The organism is Desulfoconvexum algidum, from assembly GCF_055382125.1.
Map to the genome: position 1 here is coordinate 1,825,361 of NZ_AP042394.1, position 17,127 is coordinate 1,842,487.

Annotated in this window: 10 protein-coding genes; 7 read left to right on the forward strand and 3 right to left on the reverse strand. The window is 46.5% G+C overall.

Annotated elements, in window-relative coordinates; genetic code table 11:
• Positions 1-258 precede the first annotated feature (258 nt).
• The 3 genes from proV to proX all read left to right on the forward strand — a co-directional run bounded on the left by proV (position 259) and on the right by proX (position 3,438).
• A complete protein-coding gene (gene proV / locus ACZ45G_RS08355; protein ID WP_464176921.1) occupies positions 259-1,464 on the forward strand; it encodes a glycine betaine/L-proline ABC transporter ATP-binding protein ProV in 1,206 nt (401 codons plus the stop codon).
• A gap of 33 nt (positions 1,465-1,497) precedes the next feature.
• Positions 1,498-2,337 carry an ABC transporter permease gene (locus tag ACZ45G_RS08360; protein ID WP_464176923.1) on the forward strand — a complete coding sequence of 280 codons (840 nt, stop codon included), beginning with the start codon at positions 1,498-1,500 and terminating at the stop codon, positions 2,335-2,337.
• A gap of 66 nt (positions 2,338-2,403) precedes the next feature.
• On the forward strand, positions 2,404-3,438 hold the full coding sequence (gene proX / locus ACZ45G_RS08365; protein ID WP_464176925.1) for a glycine betaine/L-proline ABC transporter substrate-binding protein ProX: 1,035 nt from the start codon (positions 2,404-2,406) through the stop codon (positions 3,436-3,438).
• 87 nt (positions 3,439-3,525) lie between these two features.
• Here the strand turns inward: proX and ACZ45G_RS08370 are convergent, their stop codons facing one another.
• The 3 genes from ACZ45G_RS08370 to ACZ45G_RS08380 all read right to left on the reverse strand — a co-directional run bounded on the left by ACZ45G_RS08370 (position 3,526) and on the right by ACZ45G_RS08380 (position 9,774).
• Entirely contained in the window at positions 3,526-4,383 is an 858-nt protein-coding gene (locus ACZ45G_RS08370) for a YitT family protein (protein WP_464176927.1), read from the reverse strand.
• Between the two features lie 86 nt (positions 4,384-4,469).
• Complete coding sequence (locus ACZ45G_RS08375; RefSeq protein WP_464176929.1) at positions 4,470-7,004, reverse strand: helicase C-terminal domain-containing protein; 2,535 nt, start codon at positions 7,002-7,004, stop codon at positions 4,470-4,472.
• Positions 7,005-7,014: 10 nt separating this feature from the next.
• Entirely contained in the window at positions 7,015-9,774 is a 2,760-nt protein-coding gene (locus tag ACZ45G_RS08380) for an SNF2-related protein (protein ID WP_464176931.1), read from the reverse strand.
• A 210-nt stretch (positions 9,775-9,984) separates the two neighbouring features.
• On the opposite strand from ACZ45G_RS08380, the gene ACZ45G_RS08385 reads away from it, so the two are divergent.
• From ACZ45G_RS08385 to ACZ45G_RS08400, 4 genes are read left to right on the forward strand one after another with little or no spacing between them, the layout of a single operon-like run.
• Positions 9,985-11,184 carry an ABC transporter substrate-binding protein gene (locus tag ACZ45G_RS08385; RefSeq protein ID WP_464176933.1) on the forward strand — a complete coding sequence of 400 codons (1,200 nt, stop codon included), beginning with the start codon at positions 9,985-9,987 and terminating at the stop codon, positions 11,182-11,184.
• Positions 11,181-13,079, forward strand: a complete 1,899-nt coding sequence (locus ACZ45G_RS08390; protein ID WP_464176935.1) for an ATP-binding protein — start codon at positions 11,181-11,183, stop codon at positions 13,077-13,079. The genes ACZ45G_RS08385 and ACZ45G_RS08390 overlap by 4 nt, the downstream gene beginning before the upstream one ends.
• Entirely contained in the window at positions 13,057-13,794 is a 738-nt protein-coding gene (locus ACZ45G_RS08395; RefSeq protein WP_464176937.1) for a response regulator, read from the forward strand. The genes ACZ45G_RS08390 and ACZ45G_RS08395 overlap by 23 nt, the downstream gene beginning before the upstream one ends.
• Positions 13,791-17,102 carry a BTAD domain-containing putative transcriptional regulator gene (locus ACZ45G_RS08400; RefSeq protein ID WP_464176939.1) on the forward strand — a complete coding sequence of 1,104 codons (3,312 nt, stop codon included), beginning with the start codon at positions 13,791-13,793 and terminating at the stop codon, positions 17,100-17,102. The genes ACZ45G_RS08395 and ACZ45G_RS08400 overlap by 4 nt, the downstream gene beginning before the upstream one ends.
• Positions 17,103-17,127: the final 25 nt, after the last annotated feature.

A 17,127-nucleotide genomic window follows, 5' to 3' on the forward strand; every position in this document is an offset into this window, starting at 1 on the left:
AATATAGGATCTATCCATTGCAATTTAAACAAAGTATTCTAAGTATATTTTAAAGTAATAATTTAATAAAGAATTATTTAAGCCATTATTTTAAAAGGACTTGAGTGAAAATTTAGCTTGTTTTTGCCTTGTGTTGATTTGACAAACTGCATTGTATACGATATATTAATTTTTTTGACTTCACTAGGTTTAATAGTGAGGTCTTTGACGCGTTTGCCCGTTTTAATTATTCTTTGGCAGACAATATAAGGAAAATGAATGGATAAAATAGAGATTCAAAATTTATATAAAGTTTTTGGGCCTGATCCTAAAACCGCAATTTCAATGCTCAAGCAAGGCCATGACAAGAGTGATGTCCTTGAAAAAACCGGAATGAACGTTGGAGTGAATGATGCCTCTTTTACCATAAAAGAGGGTGAAATTTTTGTGGTGATGGGTCTTTCAGGGTCCGGTAAATCCACGCTTGTGCGAATGCTGAACCGGCTTATCAAACCCTCCAGCGGCAAGGTCATTATCAACGGCAAGGATATAACGGCCATGAAGCAGGAGGAATTGGTTCGTTTCCGGCTGAATCATATGAGCATGGTCTTTCAATCCTTTGCCTTGATGCCCCACATGACCGTTCTTGAAAATGCAGCATTTGGTCTTGAACTTTCCAAGGTTGACCCTGAAAAAAGAAAATTACGGGCCATGGAAGCCCTTGCTCAGGTCGGGTTGGAAGGATGGGAAGATCAATATCCGGATCAGCTCAGTGGGGGAATGCAGCAACGGGTGGGGCTTGCCAGGGGACTTGCGGTTGATCCTGATATTATACTCATGGATGAAGCTTTTTCTGCACTGGATCCGCTTATTCGGACGGAAATGCAGGATGAGCTGCTCAAACTCCAGGATAACTCCAAGAGAACCATTGTCTTTATTTCCCATGACCTGGATGAAGCCTTGAGAATTGGTGATCGGATTGCGATCATGGAAGGCGGGCGAGTGGTGCAGGTGGGATCTCCCGAAGAGATCCTGCAGAATCCTGCGGATGATTATGTGAGGGCATTTTTTAGAGGCGTTGATCCTACCACTGTGATCTCGGCCGGAGACATTGTAAAAGATTCACAACTCACCATTATTAGAACAAAACTTGGGGGAATTCGGTCCGCCCATGAACTATTAAGTTCAAAGGATCGAAATCATGCCTATGTCTTGGATTCCCACCGTCAATATAAGGGCATATTATCCGCTGAGAACCTTCAAGACGCCATTGATAAAAACAGGACGGATCAGCCCATTGAGACCTGTTTCATAAAGGACGCAAGAAGTGTGAATGCCAATGACTGTATGCAGGAAATTCTTTCGGAGGTTGCTTCCAGAACTTGGCCCATACCTGTTGTGGATGACAATAACCGGTACCTGGGCGTGGTTTCCAAAAACCGGTTTCTAAAAACCCTTCACAAATCAGATCAGAACGGAAACTAAGGGTATTGCGAAAATACCAAAGGACATAAATATATGTTTGAAGATAAAATGATTCCCCTGGACGCTTGGGTAACAGGACTTGTTGACTGGCTTGTGGAGAATCACAGAGAGTTTTTTCAATTGCTCAAATGGCCTGTTGACAAGACCTTAACCGGCTTTGATATGGGATTAAATTTCTTGTCCCCTGTTGTCGTTATTTTGGCCGTAGCCCTGCTTGCCTGGCGTTTCTCTGGAAAGGGGCTGGCTGTTTTTTCCATTGTGGCCATGGTTTTTATCGGCTTGCTGGGGTTCTGGGAAGATACCATGACCACCCTTGCCATGGTGCTGTCCTCTGTATTGTTCTGCACTATTGTGGGAATCCCCCTGGGGATTGCCGCCGGGCGAAGTGATGGGTTTGACAAGGTGCTCAGGCCGTTTCTGGATGCCATGCAAACCACCCCTTCCTTTGTGTACCTGGTCCCCATTGTCATGCTGTTTTCCGTTGGAAACGTGGCCGGAGTGCTGGCCACCATTATTTTTTGTATGCCGCCCATCATCCGGCTGACAAGTTTAGGCATTCGGCAGGTTCACCCGGAACTTGTGGAGGCCGCTCTTGCCTTTGGCGCCAATCAATGGCAGGTGCTGGTAAAGGTCCAGGTGCCCCTTGCCATGCCGACCATTCTGGCAGGTCTTAATCAAACTATCATGATGGCCCTTGCCATGGTGGTGATAGCAGCCTTGATCGGTGCCGGCGGACTTGGCTCCCCCGTGGTTTTGGGACTGAATTCCCTTGACATTGGGCTGGCAGTAACTGCGGGCTTAAGTATTGTTCTGCTTGCCATGGTATTGGACCGGATTACCCAGTCCATGGCAGGGAAAAATACAAATAGATAATCACAATACCAATAAACAATTAACCTAAAGATAATCAATAACCGAATGATAACCGTAGGAGGATGTATGAGTATTGTAAAAAAAGTATTGCTTGTTTTGTTATGCAGCACCATGGTGACTATTTCAACGGCCTGGGCATCGGCGGACAAACCCGGAGAAGGCGTGACGGTTAAGCCTGCAAGGGCCACCTGGAATACCGGTTTTTTCCAGGAAGCCATTGTAAGACAGGGACTTGAAGAGCTTGGATATAAGGTAAAAAAAGCCAAGGATCTTACAAATCCAATTTTTTATAAATCGTTGGCCCTGGGCGATCTGGACTATTGGACAAACGGATGGTTTCCCATGCACAACGCCCAGTTGCCTAAAAACTTTTTTGATGTGGCAGATACCTACGGCTATGTGATGAAAGCAGGCGGCCTTCAAGGATATCTGGTTTCTAAAAGAGAAGTCGAAAAGTACAATATCAAATCTTTAGATGATTTCAAACGCCCTGAGGTCAAAAAAGCCTTTGATAGAAATGGCGACGGCAAAGCGGATCTGACGGCTTGTCCTCCGGGCTGGGGCTGTGAAAGCGTTATTACACATCACATGGATGTTTATGATCTGTCTGATCATATTAATCCGGTTAAAGCTTCCTATGAGGCCGGCATGGCCTCTGCTCTCGGGTCATTTAAGGCGGGCGAGCCTGTCTTTTTCTATACCTGGACGCCCAACTGGACCGTTTATAAACTTAAACCCGGTCAGGATGTCATGTGGATTAACGTTCCTAAAATTATCCCCAAAGAATCCCAGATGTCTGCCGTTGACCGCATGACACAATCTGGGATTGTCGGCGCTGTGAGTGATCCCATAAAATTGGGGTTTGTTGTTTCCGATATTCGTATCGTTGCCAATAAAAAGTTTATGGAAAAGAATCCGGCCGCCAAAAAATTCTTTGAAGTATTTACGCTTTCTCTGGCAGATGTCAGTGCTCAGAATACAAAAATGAGTGAAGGTGAAAAATCCCAAAAGGATGTGAAACGTCATGCCGCAGAATGGATTGCCCAAAATCAAGCCCAGTGGAACAAGTGGCTTGACCAGGCAAGAGATGCTGCCAAATAGGTCTCGTTAGTTAATTTAAGTTTTATGTTCTGTCATCCCTGATCGGTTTCACGCTGATCAGGGATGTTTTTTTTATGACGCTTTTTATTAATAAACTTTTCTTTGGGAGAATCCTTTGCCCAGAACATTAAGGGTATTTTCTGTGATCAGGAAGGCATCGGGGTCAATGCCAAAGACCACTTCCTCGATGCGTTTGATCTGAAAGGTGTGGACAACGGTGAGGATGATATCCTTGTTTCTGCCGGTATAGGCCCCTTCCCCCTTTAAAAAGGTGGCACCCCGGTTGAGTTTTCTATTGATGGCATCGGCAATGGGGCGGGATTTTTCAGAGATGATAATGACCATTTTCCGCTGGTTGAACAGGGTCATGAAATATTCCATAACCAGGGAAGCAATATAGCTTGTGGCCATGGAGTAGAGGATCAGATCCGTGTCCATGGTGCCAAAACTGAAGAGAAAGAGGATAACGCTGAAGATAAAATTATAGGTCCCGATGCGGATGCCAAATTTCTGGTTGAGCAGGATGGAGATGATATCATTGCCGCCCGAGGACCCAAGGGATCTGAAAACAATACCGACACCAGCCCCAGACAAGATACCGCCAGCAAGGGCGGCCAGCCAGGGATCCGCTATTTCAATCTTGAAATTTGTAAGGTCAAGACTAATGGTCAGGACAATCATTCCGTAAAGGCTGTAATACAAAAAGCGTTTGCTGATAAATTTCCAGCCGATGATAAAGACGGGAATATTCAAGAGCAGATACCACAGGCCCGGGGTGAAGGTGTCGGAATAATAGAGCAGTAAAATACTCAGCCCGGAAAATCCGCCGGTGATCATTCCGTGGGGAATGATGATGGATTTAAGCCCGATGGCAAGGATGACGCTTCCCAGAGTGATCAGGAAAAGGTTCCATGGAACGGAATAGGTAATGTTTTGCAATTTCATTGGTTTACCTCAAGTGTAAAAAGGCACTTCTAATAATATAAAGAGAATGGAAAAACAAGTTATTTTCATCAAAGTTTAATAATAAATCAAGTTTTGTTTTTCTGTCCCCAGAAACAAAGGAGTTTTTTCTTTAATTCCAGATCATTGGAAATGATTTCATAGGGGTGCCATTCGTCGGGAAACAGAATTTTGTAATCCTTCCTGGTAAACCGCTCATCAATGAGTACCACAACCCCCCGGTCTGTTTCTGTGCGGATGAGTCGGCCCGTTGCCTGCATGACCCGATTGAATCCGGGCATCTGGTAGGCATTGAAAAATCCGTCTTCATTGCACTCCTCATAGTAAGCCCGTATCCGGTCCTGTTCTGGACAGATTTGGGGCAGGCCTACGCCCACCACAATCACCCCAATGAGCCGAGTCCCTTCAAGATCGATACCTTCTCCAAAGATCCCCCCCATTACGGCAAATCCCAGGACCTGGCTGTCCAGGGTAAATTGATTTAAAAAAAGTTCTCGTTCCGGTTCACTCATTTGAGGGGCCTGGACCTGGATATTTTCTATCTGACCCTCTTGTTCAATGATGTCCACCACCTGGTTCATGTAAGCATAGGAAGGGAAGAAAACCATATAATTACCGGGTTTGGTGTCCACGGTCTGGGTGATAACCCTGGCCACCTGGCTAAAGGATTGCCGTCTTGACTTGTAGGTGGTTTGGATAGTGCTGTGGATCAAAAGCTTGAAGTTTTCCTTTGGGAAAGGGGAGGGCAGCACAATGGAATAAGGGAGAATATTTTTAACGTCTTGGGCAGTCGTCTCTTGGGCAGCCATGTTTATGGCAGCCGTCTTTATGGCAGCCATGTTTATGGCGTCTGTTTTTGTGGTATCCGGTTTTGTGGCATCGGAACCCTTGGGATCCTCTTTACTGCCAAAGAGGATGGCCTGGTAATATGCCGTGGGGAAAAAAGTGGCTGAAAACAGGATGGCTGAATCGCTTCTTTGAATCAGCCTGGAAAAGATCAAGGAGGGGTCCATGCAGAACACCTTGGTATTGATCTCCTGGTTGCCTTTTTTTTCAATGAAAAACCGGAAATGGCTGTCAAACAACCGGGCGATGGCTAAAAAGGCTGCGGCCATAAAATAAAATTCCATAAGACTAGCCCGTATGGGGGATTTCGGGTGCTTGTCCAGCCACAGGTCTGCCTTGACCACAAACTTTTCGATGGATGCCATGTAGTCCTTTGGCAGATCTGTCAATTCCCTGAAATCCGGATCCCAGGCTGGATCAGGGAACAGGCCGGGAACCTTACAGGCCTTATTTTTTTCCAATTCCCTTGATTTAAGACGGACAAGTTCCTTGTTCATCTTCACCAGGCAAGCGGACAGGTCCGGTGCAATCTCCCTGACAAGTTTCTGGGTGTTCAAGATATCTGATTTTAAGAGATCTGCCGAATACATGGATCGCAACCGGTCGGGCAGATTATGGGCCTCGTCGATGAGAAAGGTAATTTTGTAAGTGGCCGTGTCAAAATACCGTTTCAGATATACCCGGGGGTCAAAGGCATAGTTCAGATCACAGACAATGACATCGCAGACAAGGGAAATATCAAGGGACAGTTCAAAGGGACAAATTTGATAGGTTTGTCCAATGGTTTGGATTCGACTCTGGTCAAAGAGGTCATGTTTTGCCACTTCGCCCATGGCCTGGTTGAGTTTGGTATAATAGGACTGGGCATAGGGGCAGGTGTCCATGTCACAAATCTTGTCTGGCGAAAAACAGATTTTCTGCTTGGCCGTGAGGATAACGCTTTTGAGCCTGGCCCCTTTTTTCCCTAAATCTGTGAGGGCCTTGTGGGCAACGGTTCGGCCCAGGGTTTTGGCAGTGAGATAAAATATTTTGTCAATCTGACCCAGGCCAAGGGATTTGATGGCGGGAAAAAGGGTGGCAATGGTTTTTCCCGTGCCCGTGGGTGCTCTGGCAAAAAGGATCTTTTTGTTTTTGATAATCTTATAAACCGCCTCGGCAAGCTCCCGCTGGCCTTCCCGGAAATCTTCATAGGGAAAGCCTAAGCTTTTAATGGACTGATTTCGGATATGCTTCCAGTCAGCTTTGGTTTTAAATTGTGCGACATAGGCGGCAACGGTTTTGTCAAAAAAAATCTTTAGATCCAGGGCGGAATAGGTTTTTGTCTGTTCTCCTGTTTTTTTTGACTGGGGGTGGGCATAGGTGAGTTGAAGATCAATTGTTGCAATACCTTTTTTCTTTACAACCATATACCCATAGCATTTGAGTTGGGCCTTGTGGGCGGGAAGGGGATTTTGGCACAAAAAAGTTGGGTCCTGTCTTGCGGTCTTGATCTCTTCCACTAAAACCCGATCCTCTGTTACCATCATCCCGTCGATCCGTCCGAAAATATCCAGAAAAAAAAGATCATGGTCTATCCGGATGGAGACAGGGACTTCCTTTTCATATCCGGAGGGCCGCGTGGCCTGGATTCTTGTATGTTCCCGGATACCCACAAGGCCCCGTGTCCTGCTGACAAATGCCTGGGCGAGGTCTCCTCGTTGACCGATAGCTGCAATCAGGTCCCTGACAGAGACCCTGAATGTTTCTTTCTCGCTCAATTGCCTGCCTTCAGGGCTTAACCCGGATCAGCCGAACCGCATCCAGGCGCAGGGATGACCGGTCCAGGTGATTCAATACGTCATTTAGATTTTTCTGGGCAAGACTTATTTCCGTTTTATGGATATTTGGGTTTATTTTTTGCAAAGTGATCAGTCTTTTTGCTTCCTTGCCAATGGTGTTTAAAATTTGTTTCCGGGCGTCGGCCAGGAAGTGATCGGCCTTCTTTTGGGCCAGGGCCAGGGCCTTGGCGAGCAATTCCGGAATTAATTGGACCTTGATTTGTTCAAATTCCATGAACCAGCCCGGATCATCCGGCTCAAGACGGCGCAAAAAATCTGGAAAAGGGTCTTGATCACTATGGTTTACGCCCAGGTGACTGACCAGGAGTCGAATGGGTTCAGCGGATAAAAACCGCTCAATGTTCAAATGGGACGGGGCCACGCATTCCAGAACAAACACGGTTTCAAGAAAAAGCCCATGATTGGATTCTCCTTTTATACAGGCAGTGGATGAGATGCCTTCTGCCTGGGTAATGAAAAAATCAAAGGCCTGGTTGACAAAGGGGTGGTCCCAGTTGAAAAATCCTAGGTCTTCCCTGGCAATGGCTGTTTTTCGGTCAAAGGTGATCACCTCTCCATGGCGGGGAAGGGCAGGAAACTTTTCGTCCACGGGCAGGTCGCCCATGCCGAGGCGTATGATATGTTCCCCTTTTATATCAATGGTTTTGTCCATTTCAATACCGTAATGGGCCAACAGGGTTTCAAGAAGTTGTTCCAGGGCGGGATTTTGGTCCATCTCCTGAATAGCCTTGATTAACTGCCGTGCAGGCCCGGGCTTAAAAGAATTGAGTTCCAGCAGAATATTTTTTCCAAAGGCAAGTTCTCTCTGGGTTTTGGCGGTGTACAGGGCTGCTTTTTCCAGCAAGTTTTTTTGAACGTTTAAGGGAATTCTTCCCAGGGCCCTGGTTTCCAGGATCAGATGGTCCAGCCTGTCTTCAAATTGTTTGAATATGGCATGGGCCCCGTTGATGTTTTTTTCAAAAAGGTCCAGCCCCTTCATATACCAGAGGGCAAGGACCTCCCCAATGGAATTTGATACAAAGGGAACATGGATCTGGATCTCATGTTTTTGACCGATGCGGTCTACCCTGCCGATGCGCTGTTCTAAAAGCTCTGGGTTCTCCGGCAGGTCAAATAAAAAAAGGTGGTGAACAAATTGAAAATTTCTGCCTTCGCTGCCGATTTCAGAACAGATCAGAAGCCTTGCCCCATCTTCCCTGGAAAACCAGGCGGCATTCTTGTCCCGGGCCAGCAGGCTCATGGTTTCGTCAAATTTGGCCACATCAATGGCCAAATGTTCTTTTAATGCCCTGTCAATGGCTTCCACCTTGGTCTTGGAACTGCAGATAACCAGTATTTTTTTTGGCTTTATCTGTTTGGACAGGGCTGCCAGGCAGGCAATCCTGGGGTCCTTGCCCAATCCTTGTGCAGGAAGGCAATGGGGATCTTCATATTCCTGGTTGATCCATCGAATTTGTTCAGCAGCGCCTTTAAGGGGAATAAGCCTTGCCTTTCTTTTGGGAAATCCTTTGATACTCGCTCGTTTGTTTCTGAAAATGACCCGGCCCGGTCCATAGGTGTCCAATAGGGGGCCTGGATCTTTTTTTTCTTTGATAAGGGTTGCTACCTGGCGGGCGGTTTTCCCATAGGTTCTGGTTTCTGACTGAAATGTTGTTAAATCAAAATATCGGTGGGGATCCAGGAGCTGTAATTGGGAAAAATGGGTGTTGAGTCCCATTTGTTCCGGGGTGGCCGTCAGCAGCATCAGCCCCTTTGTCCTGATCCCAAGGGCCTGCATGAAGGTGTAAAAATGGGGGTGGTCCAGAATATGATGGGCCTCATCCAGGATCACCATATCCCATCCGGCCGAAAGGACCTGCTGTCTTCGTTTTTCACTGGATTGGATAAAGTCCACGCTGCAAATGCCCTCCTGGGCATCCAAAAAGGGGTTTGTGCTGTTTTCGCCGGGGGCTGTCAATTCCATCTCCCGGCAATTTTCTTCATTAAAAATTCGAAAAGTTAAGTTAAATTTTCGGTAAAGTTCCACAAACCATTGGTGAACAAGGGATTCGGGAAGAATGATTAAGATTCTTTGGATTTGGTGGCTGATAAGCAGTTGGTGGAGAATCAAACAGGCTTCAATGGTTTTGCCCAGACCGGTTTCATCGGATAACAGCACCCGGGGGGTGGCCCGTGAGGTGATTTCTTTGGCAATGAAAAACTGGTGGGCAATTAAATCAATCTGCCCTCCGAGAAACCCCCTGGCGCAAGATTTTTCATAGGCGGCTCTCTGGGTCAAGATAGACACTCTCAGATCAAAGGCCCTGCTGGAACCGGCAAGACCGGATAAAAGTCGGTCCTGGGGAAGAGAGAACCCCATGGTATCGCAAAGGTCTGTTTCGCAAATGCAGTTTTCCCCCTGGCAATAAAAGTATAACCCATTGGACTCCTGGATTTTTTCAACACAAAATTCTTCGGTGTCACGGGGTTGTATCCTGTCCCCAATTTTAAAGGTCACTCTCTTGACAGGGGCAGCCGCTCTGGAATACTGCCGATGACAATCGCCAGCGGGAAAATGAACCTTGATGGTTCTTTTGTCATGGAAAACCAGGATGCCGATTCCAAGCTCCGGTTCGGCTTCACTGATCCATCGCTGGCCCGGTGTATATTTAGATGCGGTCAATTTAGACCTGGGATTTGTAGCAGTCATTGGGACATCTTAACAAGCAAATTGCTTCATATCAACCCTTTTGCTTGCCAAAAGTGGTCCATGTACACAGGGTCTTGAACCGTTTTATCCCGTTGGATATTTCAGACTTTGTTTGATTGACATTATAGCGCCGCTATTTTATTGTCTGGATGTGGATGGACACATGGAAGAGATAAAGATACTCAGCACAGGGGAGAACGCGTGATTCACATGGGGTTGCCAGGCCGGTTTTTTATTCGAAAATTATGGATCCTATTGATTCTTTTGGTGGTGTTGGGTTGTGACAAGGGAGAGAATCCCCTATCGCTTAAGGAAAACCGCACCGGGATTACACTAGATGAAATTCGCATCGGGTCTTCTTTGGCCCTGGGAGGCCATGCCGGCTACCTGGGCAGCCAGATGCTCCACGGTGCCAAAGCCTATATCAATCATATCAATGAAACCGGTGGTATCCATGGCCGGATGATTAATCTTATCGCTCTGGACGACGGATATGATCCCACCCGGTGTCTTTACAACACCCAGCAGCTCATCCTTGAAGAAAAAGTATTTTCTTTGTTCTGCTATGTGGGAACCCCCACAGTCGTGCGGATTATCCCCCTTGTCAATGAGGCAAAGATTCCCCTTGTCGGTATGTTCACCGGTGCCAACCGGTTGAGGGAGCCTATCAATCGTTATTTGATTAATATCCGGGCCTCCTATTACCAGGAGACAAAGGCGGCCGTTGATTTTTTTGTTCAAAAGATGAAATTAGACAAGGTGGCGGTGTTTTACCAATATGATGAGTATGGGTTTGACGGGCTCAGGGGAACGGAGATTGCCCTGAAACCCTATGGGCTGATTCCTGTTGCAAAGGGATCCTATGTCAGGGGAACCCTGGATGTGGAAGCAGGACTTGACAAAATTATTGAGTCCCAAGCCCAGGCAGTGGTCATGATTGGTACCTATGATTCCTGTGCCCGGTTCATACAGCTTGCCCGGGACCAAAATTTTTCTCCGCTCTTTCACAATGTTTCCTTTGTGGGGTCCAAGGAGCTTGCCAGAAGACTGGGACCCATTGGTGAGGGTGTATTGGTCACCCAGGTGGTGCCCCCCCCCCATACGGGCGAAAAAGATGGGACCTTACCCGGTGTTACCGAATATATTGATCTGTTAAAAAAATATTACCCCAAAAGTCGGCCCAGTTTTGTGGGCCTTGAAGGATATATCAATGCAAAAATTTTGGTAGAGGGGTTGACAAGAGCCGGAAAAGAGATCAACCGGGAACGCTTTATCCAGGCCATTGAGTCCATTCACAAGTTTGATCTGGGGATTTTAAACCCCCTGTCCTTTGGGAAAAATGATTACCAGGGTCTTACCCGGGTTTATTTTACACAAATAAAACAGGGCAGGTTGGTGCTGATCAAATGAGTTTTTTCAATGAACTGACACTGAAAAATAAGATTTTTATTTCCTGTCTGGGGTTTACCCTGATTGTCAGTGTTTTGATTGCTCTTTTCACCCGGGCCCTTTTGATTTCCAGTTTGACAAATGAATTGAAAAAAAGGGGAGTGGGCATTGCCCAGAGTGTTGCAGACGGCTCCCGGGTATTTATTCTCACCAAAAACAGGGCCGAGTTAACAGCCCTTGCCTATGATGCCCGTCTGGGAAACAGGAAGGATATGGTCCGTTATCTTTTGATCACTGACAAGGCCGGCACAATTTTGGGTCATACTTTTACCACGGGGTTTCCCAACAAATTGAAAGCCCATATGGACAAAGGGGATCATGGGATCCAAAGTATTGTTCCCATCCAGGTGGACCATCATTCGGTCTTCCATGTATCTGTTCCTGTAATGGAAGGAATTTATACCATTGGCTCGGTCCAGGTGGGGGTTGACCAGCAGCATATTGAAAGCTTGATATCCCGGCTTAGACTGGTATTTATCAGTTTTTTGTCTGTGGTTTCTATTATCTTTTTTTTTCTAAGCCATCAACTGGCCCTGCACATTACAAAGCCTGTGGCCGCTTTGATCCGGTATACGGATCAGTTGACAACAAGTAATTTCAGTGTGATTTCCAAGGAAGATGTGGCGTCCATGTCCAGGGATCTGGGGGGCAGAGACGATGAAATAGCCGCCTTGACCAACTCTTTTATCAAGATGACAGCAAAGCTGAAGCTCTCCACGGATAATCTCATGGAGTCCCAGAAAAAATATCGCTCCTTGTTTCACAGCGGACCCAATTCTATATTTGTTATCCATAAGCGAAGTTTTGAAATTTTGGATGCCAACCCCAAAGCCACTGAATTATTCGGGTATCAAGGCGATGAACTCATCGGCCGGAGCCTGCTGAGCCTGGGAAATCTTGAAGATGATAAATTTACCAGGACCTATCCTGTGGGGGAATCGGTGGTGATTTCTTCCAAGGTGCGGTTTTTTAAAAAGGACGGGGGATCTGTCTTTGTCAATATCCATGCAAGTCCTGCTGAATACCGGGACAAGGATGTGATCATTGTGGCGGTAACCGATATTACAGAGCTGGTTGAAAAGGATTCCCAACTGATCCAGGCCTCTAAAATGACCAATCTTGAGAAAATGTCCGTGGGGATTGCCCACGAAATTAACCAGCCCTTAAATGCCATTAAAATGGGGAGTGAATACCTGTGCATGATGGAAGAACAGAAAAGAGCAGTAAAGCCTGCTGATCTTAAAATGGTGCTCACCCAGATCAGTTCCCAGGTGACAAGGGCTGCAGAAATTGTGGGGCGGTTAAAAACTTTTTCAAGGAAGGCTGATTTTTCAAGGGAACTGATTAGTTTAAACCACTGTGTCCGGTCTGTTCACAAGATCATTGGCCGGCAGATTACCCTGCAGAATATCGATTTTATTCTTTGTCTGGACGAGCCCCTTCCCAATATTCTGGCCCATAACAATCGGATGGAACAGGTGATTTTTAATTTGGTGACCAATGCCAGGGATGCGGTCAATGAACGGGTTGAAACACGGATGGATATAGATCAGGGAAGAATTGAAATTTCTACCTTTTCCGATAACCAAATGGTGGGCCTGGCCGTTGCCGATAATGGCATTGGCATTAAACCGTCTCAGATGAAAAATATATTTGAATCATTTTTTACCACAAAGGAAATGGGGGAGGGGCTAGGTCTGGGGTTGCCTATTATCCAGGGCATTGTCCGGGACTACAACGGATCCATCAGCGTGGAAAGTACCCCTGGCAGCCATACCAGTTTCAGAATAGTGTTCCCGGCCCAACCTCAAAAAATTGTAAAGGAGTCAACACATGAAAATATTGGTCATAGATGATGAAAAGCCCACCCTTTCCATGTTCAAACTTTTCCTGACGGCCTATGGGTACGAGGTGATAACCGCTGAAAACGGGGAGACAGGATTGGCACAGTTTAAGGAGTTCTGGCCGGAAATTGTCTTTACGGATATCCGTATGCCGGGAATAGACGGGCTTGAGGTATTAAGGCAAATCCGAAAATTAAATCAAACCTCCCAGGTGATTATCATCACCGGACACGGGGACATGGAAAAGGCGGTTGAAGCCCTGGACCTGGAAGCATCGGATTTTATCAATAAACCAGTGGAACGCCAGGCCTTGAATTCTGCCCTGGCCCGGGCTGAAAAAAGAGCTAGGATGCCACAAGATCAAGGGTTTAAATTGCGGATAGACCCAAAAACCATCCCCAGTGAGATCCATATCCAGGGAAAATTATCCCTTTGTGCACGAGGTGCCTTTGAAGGGCTGATAGGATTTAATGACAAGGATTCCCGGGTGATTTTTTGCTTTGACGAAACTTTTTCCATAGACCGCGGAGGGATCACCCTGCTCATGGAAAGTGTTCAGCAGATGAAGGAACGAGGAATCGGCATTTCCATGAGAGGACTTTCCTATAATTATTATCGTTTTTTCCAGATGGCCGGTATGGATAAAATGGCCACCATTGAACCGGAATTGCCCAGCGAATTAACCGGTGAGTCAACCGATACATTATCGGGGGAGTCCACCCCTTGACCCAGGGTAGATACAATATTCCGCTGGTGCCTGATATCGTTTTACGGCAACGGCTTTTGGCCCTGCTTGGCCGCCATGAAAGCTGCCGTGTCTTTCTGGTGACCGGCCAGGCAGCCCAGGGTAAATCCACCCTGGTGGCCTCTTTTCTCAAGGGACAGGCAAATCCCAGTCTCTGGTGCCATCTTACGGCAGATGCCTCGGATCACACCCGGCTTTTTGAGATCCTCATCAATGGGATTCATGATTTATTCAAAGATCAGGAACAGATCCAAAAGATTCAGATTCCCCAGACCACCCTGGGCACCCGGGAAGACTTTTTTCGCCAGATCGAAACTCTGACCATGGTTTTTACGCAAATGTCTTCCCCCTTGAATATTGTATTGGATGATCTGGAATCCCTTGATGAACAAGGGTCTTCTTTTTCATTCGTCGAGCAGTTAATTCAGGAAAATTTTGGCACGGTGAGATTTTTTCTTTTGTCCAGAACCCAGCCCCCCTTAAGCCTTCACCAATTGAAAATCAGGCAGGACCTTATGGTGATCAACAATGAGGACCTTGCCTTTACCCTGGATGAAACATTGGCGTTTTTCAGGGCAACCCCCATGGGGGTAAAAGAGGTTGAAAAAATTCTCAAAATTACCGAAGGATGGGCCGGGGGGCTTATCCTGGTATCTGAATCTGTCAGGCGCTCCCATGACCTTGAAAAATTACCCCATCGTCTTTCCTCGGAAGCCTTCTCCTATTTTTCAAGGGAAATATATAATTTCCTGCCCGGGGCAACCCGATTGTTTTTGATGCAAACGGCTGTGTTTGATGTCCTGGACACCCAGGTGCTCACAAAATTTTTTACTGACATTGATCCTGTAGCGATTTTAAGGGAGCTGGAAAAGCGGAACCTTTTTATCCAGCAGATCGATTCCGACAGCCAATGGCCCGTGTTTAAATATAACAATTTGTTCCGGGATTTTTTAAAGGCAGACCTTTTTAATACCCTTGATGAAACTGCCTATGGTCAGTTGCACGAAAAGGTCGGGAAACTTTTTTGGGAGAGAAATGCCCACGAGGAAGCCATCCGGTTTTTCATTGTTGCCAAAGCCTATTCCGATATTGCCAGGATCATCCGGATCAAGGGAACCGATTATGTTATTACCGGAAGATCAGCTGGGCTTGCCGAATGTATCCGTGCCCTTCCCCGAGGAATGGTGGACAAGGATCCCTGGCTGATTTTTTTTGACACCATGACCCGCAGAATAAAGGGCGGAGAAAAAAATATCCAGGCATTTGGCAAGGCCCTGGGATTTTTTAAAAAGAGTGGGGATGATAGGGGGATTTTGTTGTGTACTGCCTATTTGATTGAGGCGGCTGTTTTTATTCGAAAACCGTCCCAGGTAATTTTAACCTGGATACTGGCCGGGGAAGCATGCTTAAAAAATCTGAAGGGAAAACATCGGTATACCTGGGCCAGGACCCTTCTCTGGCAGCAAATCGGTCTGGGATATATTGCCGGCAACGGAGATATTCCCAAAGGGATATCGGCTTGCCGCAACGCCATTTTACTGGCCCAGCGGATTGAAAATTCCGATTTGCTGCTCAACGCATCGGTGATACTGACCCTGGGATTTGTTCAGTCCGGGGATTTTACCCGGGCAAGGGAGATGCTGGAAAAGATCCGGGATATCACCCAGGAGGGCCGCCATCCAGAATACCGGGCCCTTAAAAATATTACCAAAATTGACTATGCCCTGAAAAAAGGGGAGCTAACGCTTGCCGGGACCCTATTGGAAACCTCTGAGCGAGATATTGAAAAATTTGGTCTTATTTTTTTATATCCCGGGTTTGTGGAAGCAAGGGCCATTTATTTTGTGAGTACCCGACAATTTACCCAGGCCCTTCAGACGGCAGAGCATTTGTCGGATTTTTCAATCCTGGAGGGGAATGATTTTTATCTGGGAATTTCCCACCGCATTAAGGCCATGAGTTTTTTAAAGGAAAAAAAATATACTAGGGCAAAGGAAGCGGCCTTACTGGCGGTTAATGAGCTTGGGGTGTCCAAACGGGGGGATATCCATTATTTTCTGGCAAAACAAATCCATGGGTTTTCTCTTTTTTACACGGGAGATTTTGTGGCAGCCCAACAAGAGCTTGAACCAGTTCTTGCCTATTTTAGCCGGATTTCATCTGATTTGTATTTTTGTGAAACCAGTTTCATCCTGGGGCTTATTTGCCTTGGGATCAAGGCCGAAAACAAGGCGGGAACCTATCTGAATGCAGGTTTTTTAAAGGCCATGGGAAATCAGTACACCTATTTCCCCCTTTTGGATTTGAAAACTCTGGCCCAGGTTCTTGTCCAAATCAATCTGATCAGGACCCTTTCCCCTGGGACCATAGAAAACCAGGATCTTGCCGCCTATTTTGTTCAGCTGGTTTCCAGAGATCTTGCCTCCTATATTCGGGGTGAAATTATCCAGGCACTTTCTTCTGGGAACAAAAAGGAGCGGGCCAGGCGGACAGAACAACTTAAAACTCTCTACAAACTAACGCAGCCCAAAATCAGGATCAACACCCTGGGAGAATTCAATGTCTGGATTAATGATACCCTATTGGATAAATCTGTCTTTGAAGGGGCAAAACCCATATCCCTTTTAAAGGCCATTGTCATGAACGGTTCCCGGGATATTCCCAAGGAGATTCTTATTGATGCCCTTTGGCCCGATGCCAGCGCCAGTGCCGGGGAAAAAAATTTCAAGATTAATCTTCACCGACTGAGAAAGGGGCTGGAGCCTTCTCCTGTAAAGGAATTCGGATATGCCTATGTTCTCCAGAAATCCGGCCTGGTTTCCCTGAATTTGGAATTGGTCTGCCTGGATATTGATCTTTTTATGGCCCTGGGGGCAAAGGCTGCCCGCCTGGAATCCGGGAATAAACCAGATGAGGCCCTTGCCTGCTATTCCCGGGCAACGCTATTGTACAAAGGAGATTATTTTGTTGAAGATCCCTATCTGGAATGGCTTGGCCCGCGCAGGGATCTGTTGCGGTCCAAATATATTGAGATTCTGGAAAAAAAAGGGCGGCTCCATGAGGAGATGGACCAATGGACAGAAGCGGTTGCTACCTGGCGGGCTATCCTTGGAAACGATCCTTTTTTTGAGGCAGCCTACCGGAATCTGATGATTCTGTATGCAGACGCAGGCCGTAAAAATGAAGCCCTTCATGTGTTCAAGGAATGTCGAGGAATTCTTAAACGAGAATTGGACACAGAACCAGAATTTCAAACCCAACAGATTTATGCCAGGATCAAAAAGTTGTAATAAATGGGGTTGATATAAAAATAGG

Excerpts from the sequence above, each read along its gene's own strand:
- proV (WP_464176921.1), top strand. The coding sequence starts at position 259 with ATGGATAAAATAGAGATTCAAAATTTATATAAAGTTTTTGGGCCTGAT.
- ACZ45G_RS08360 (WP_464176923.1), top strand. The coding sequence starts at position 1,498 with ATGTTTGAAGATAAAATGATTCCCCTGGACGCTTGGGTAACAGGACTT.
- proX (WP_464176925.1), top strand. The coding sequence starts at position 2,404 with ATGAGTATTGTAAAAAAAGTATTGCTTGTTTTGTTATGCAGCACCATG.
- ACZ45G_RS08370 (WP_464176927.1), bottom strand. The coding sequence starts at position 4,383 with ATGAAATTGCAAAACATTACCTATTCCGTTCCATGGAACCTTTTCCTG.
- ACZ45G_RS08380 (WP_464176931.1), bottom strand. The coding sequence starts at position 9,774 with ATGACTGCTACAAATCCCAGGTCTAAATTGACCGCATCTAAATATACA.
- ACZ45G_RS08385 (WP_464176933.1), top strand. The coding sequence starts at position 9,985 with ATGGGGTTGCCAGGCCGGTTTTTTATTCGAAAATTATGGATCCTATTG.
- ACZ45G_RS08390 (WP_464176935.1), top strand. The coding sequence starts at position 11,181 with ATGAGTTTTTTCAATGAACTGACACTGAAAAATAAGATTTTTATTTCC.
- ACZ45G_RS08395 (WP_464176937.1), top strand. The coding sequence starts at position 13,057 with ATGAAAATATTGGTCATAGATGATGAAAAGCCCACCCTTTCCATGTTC.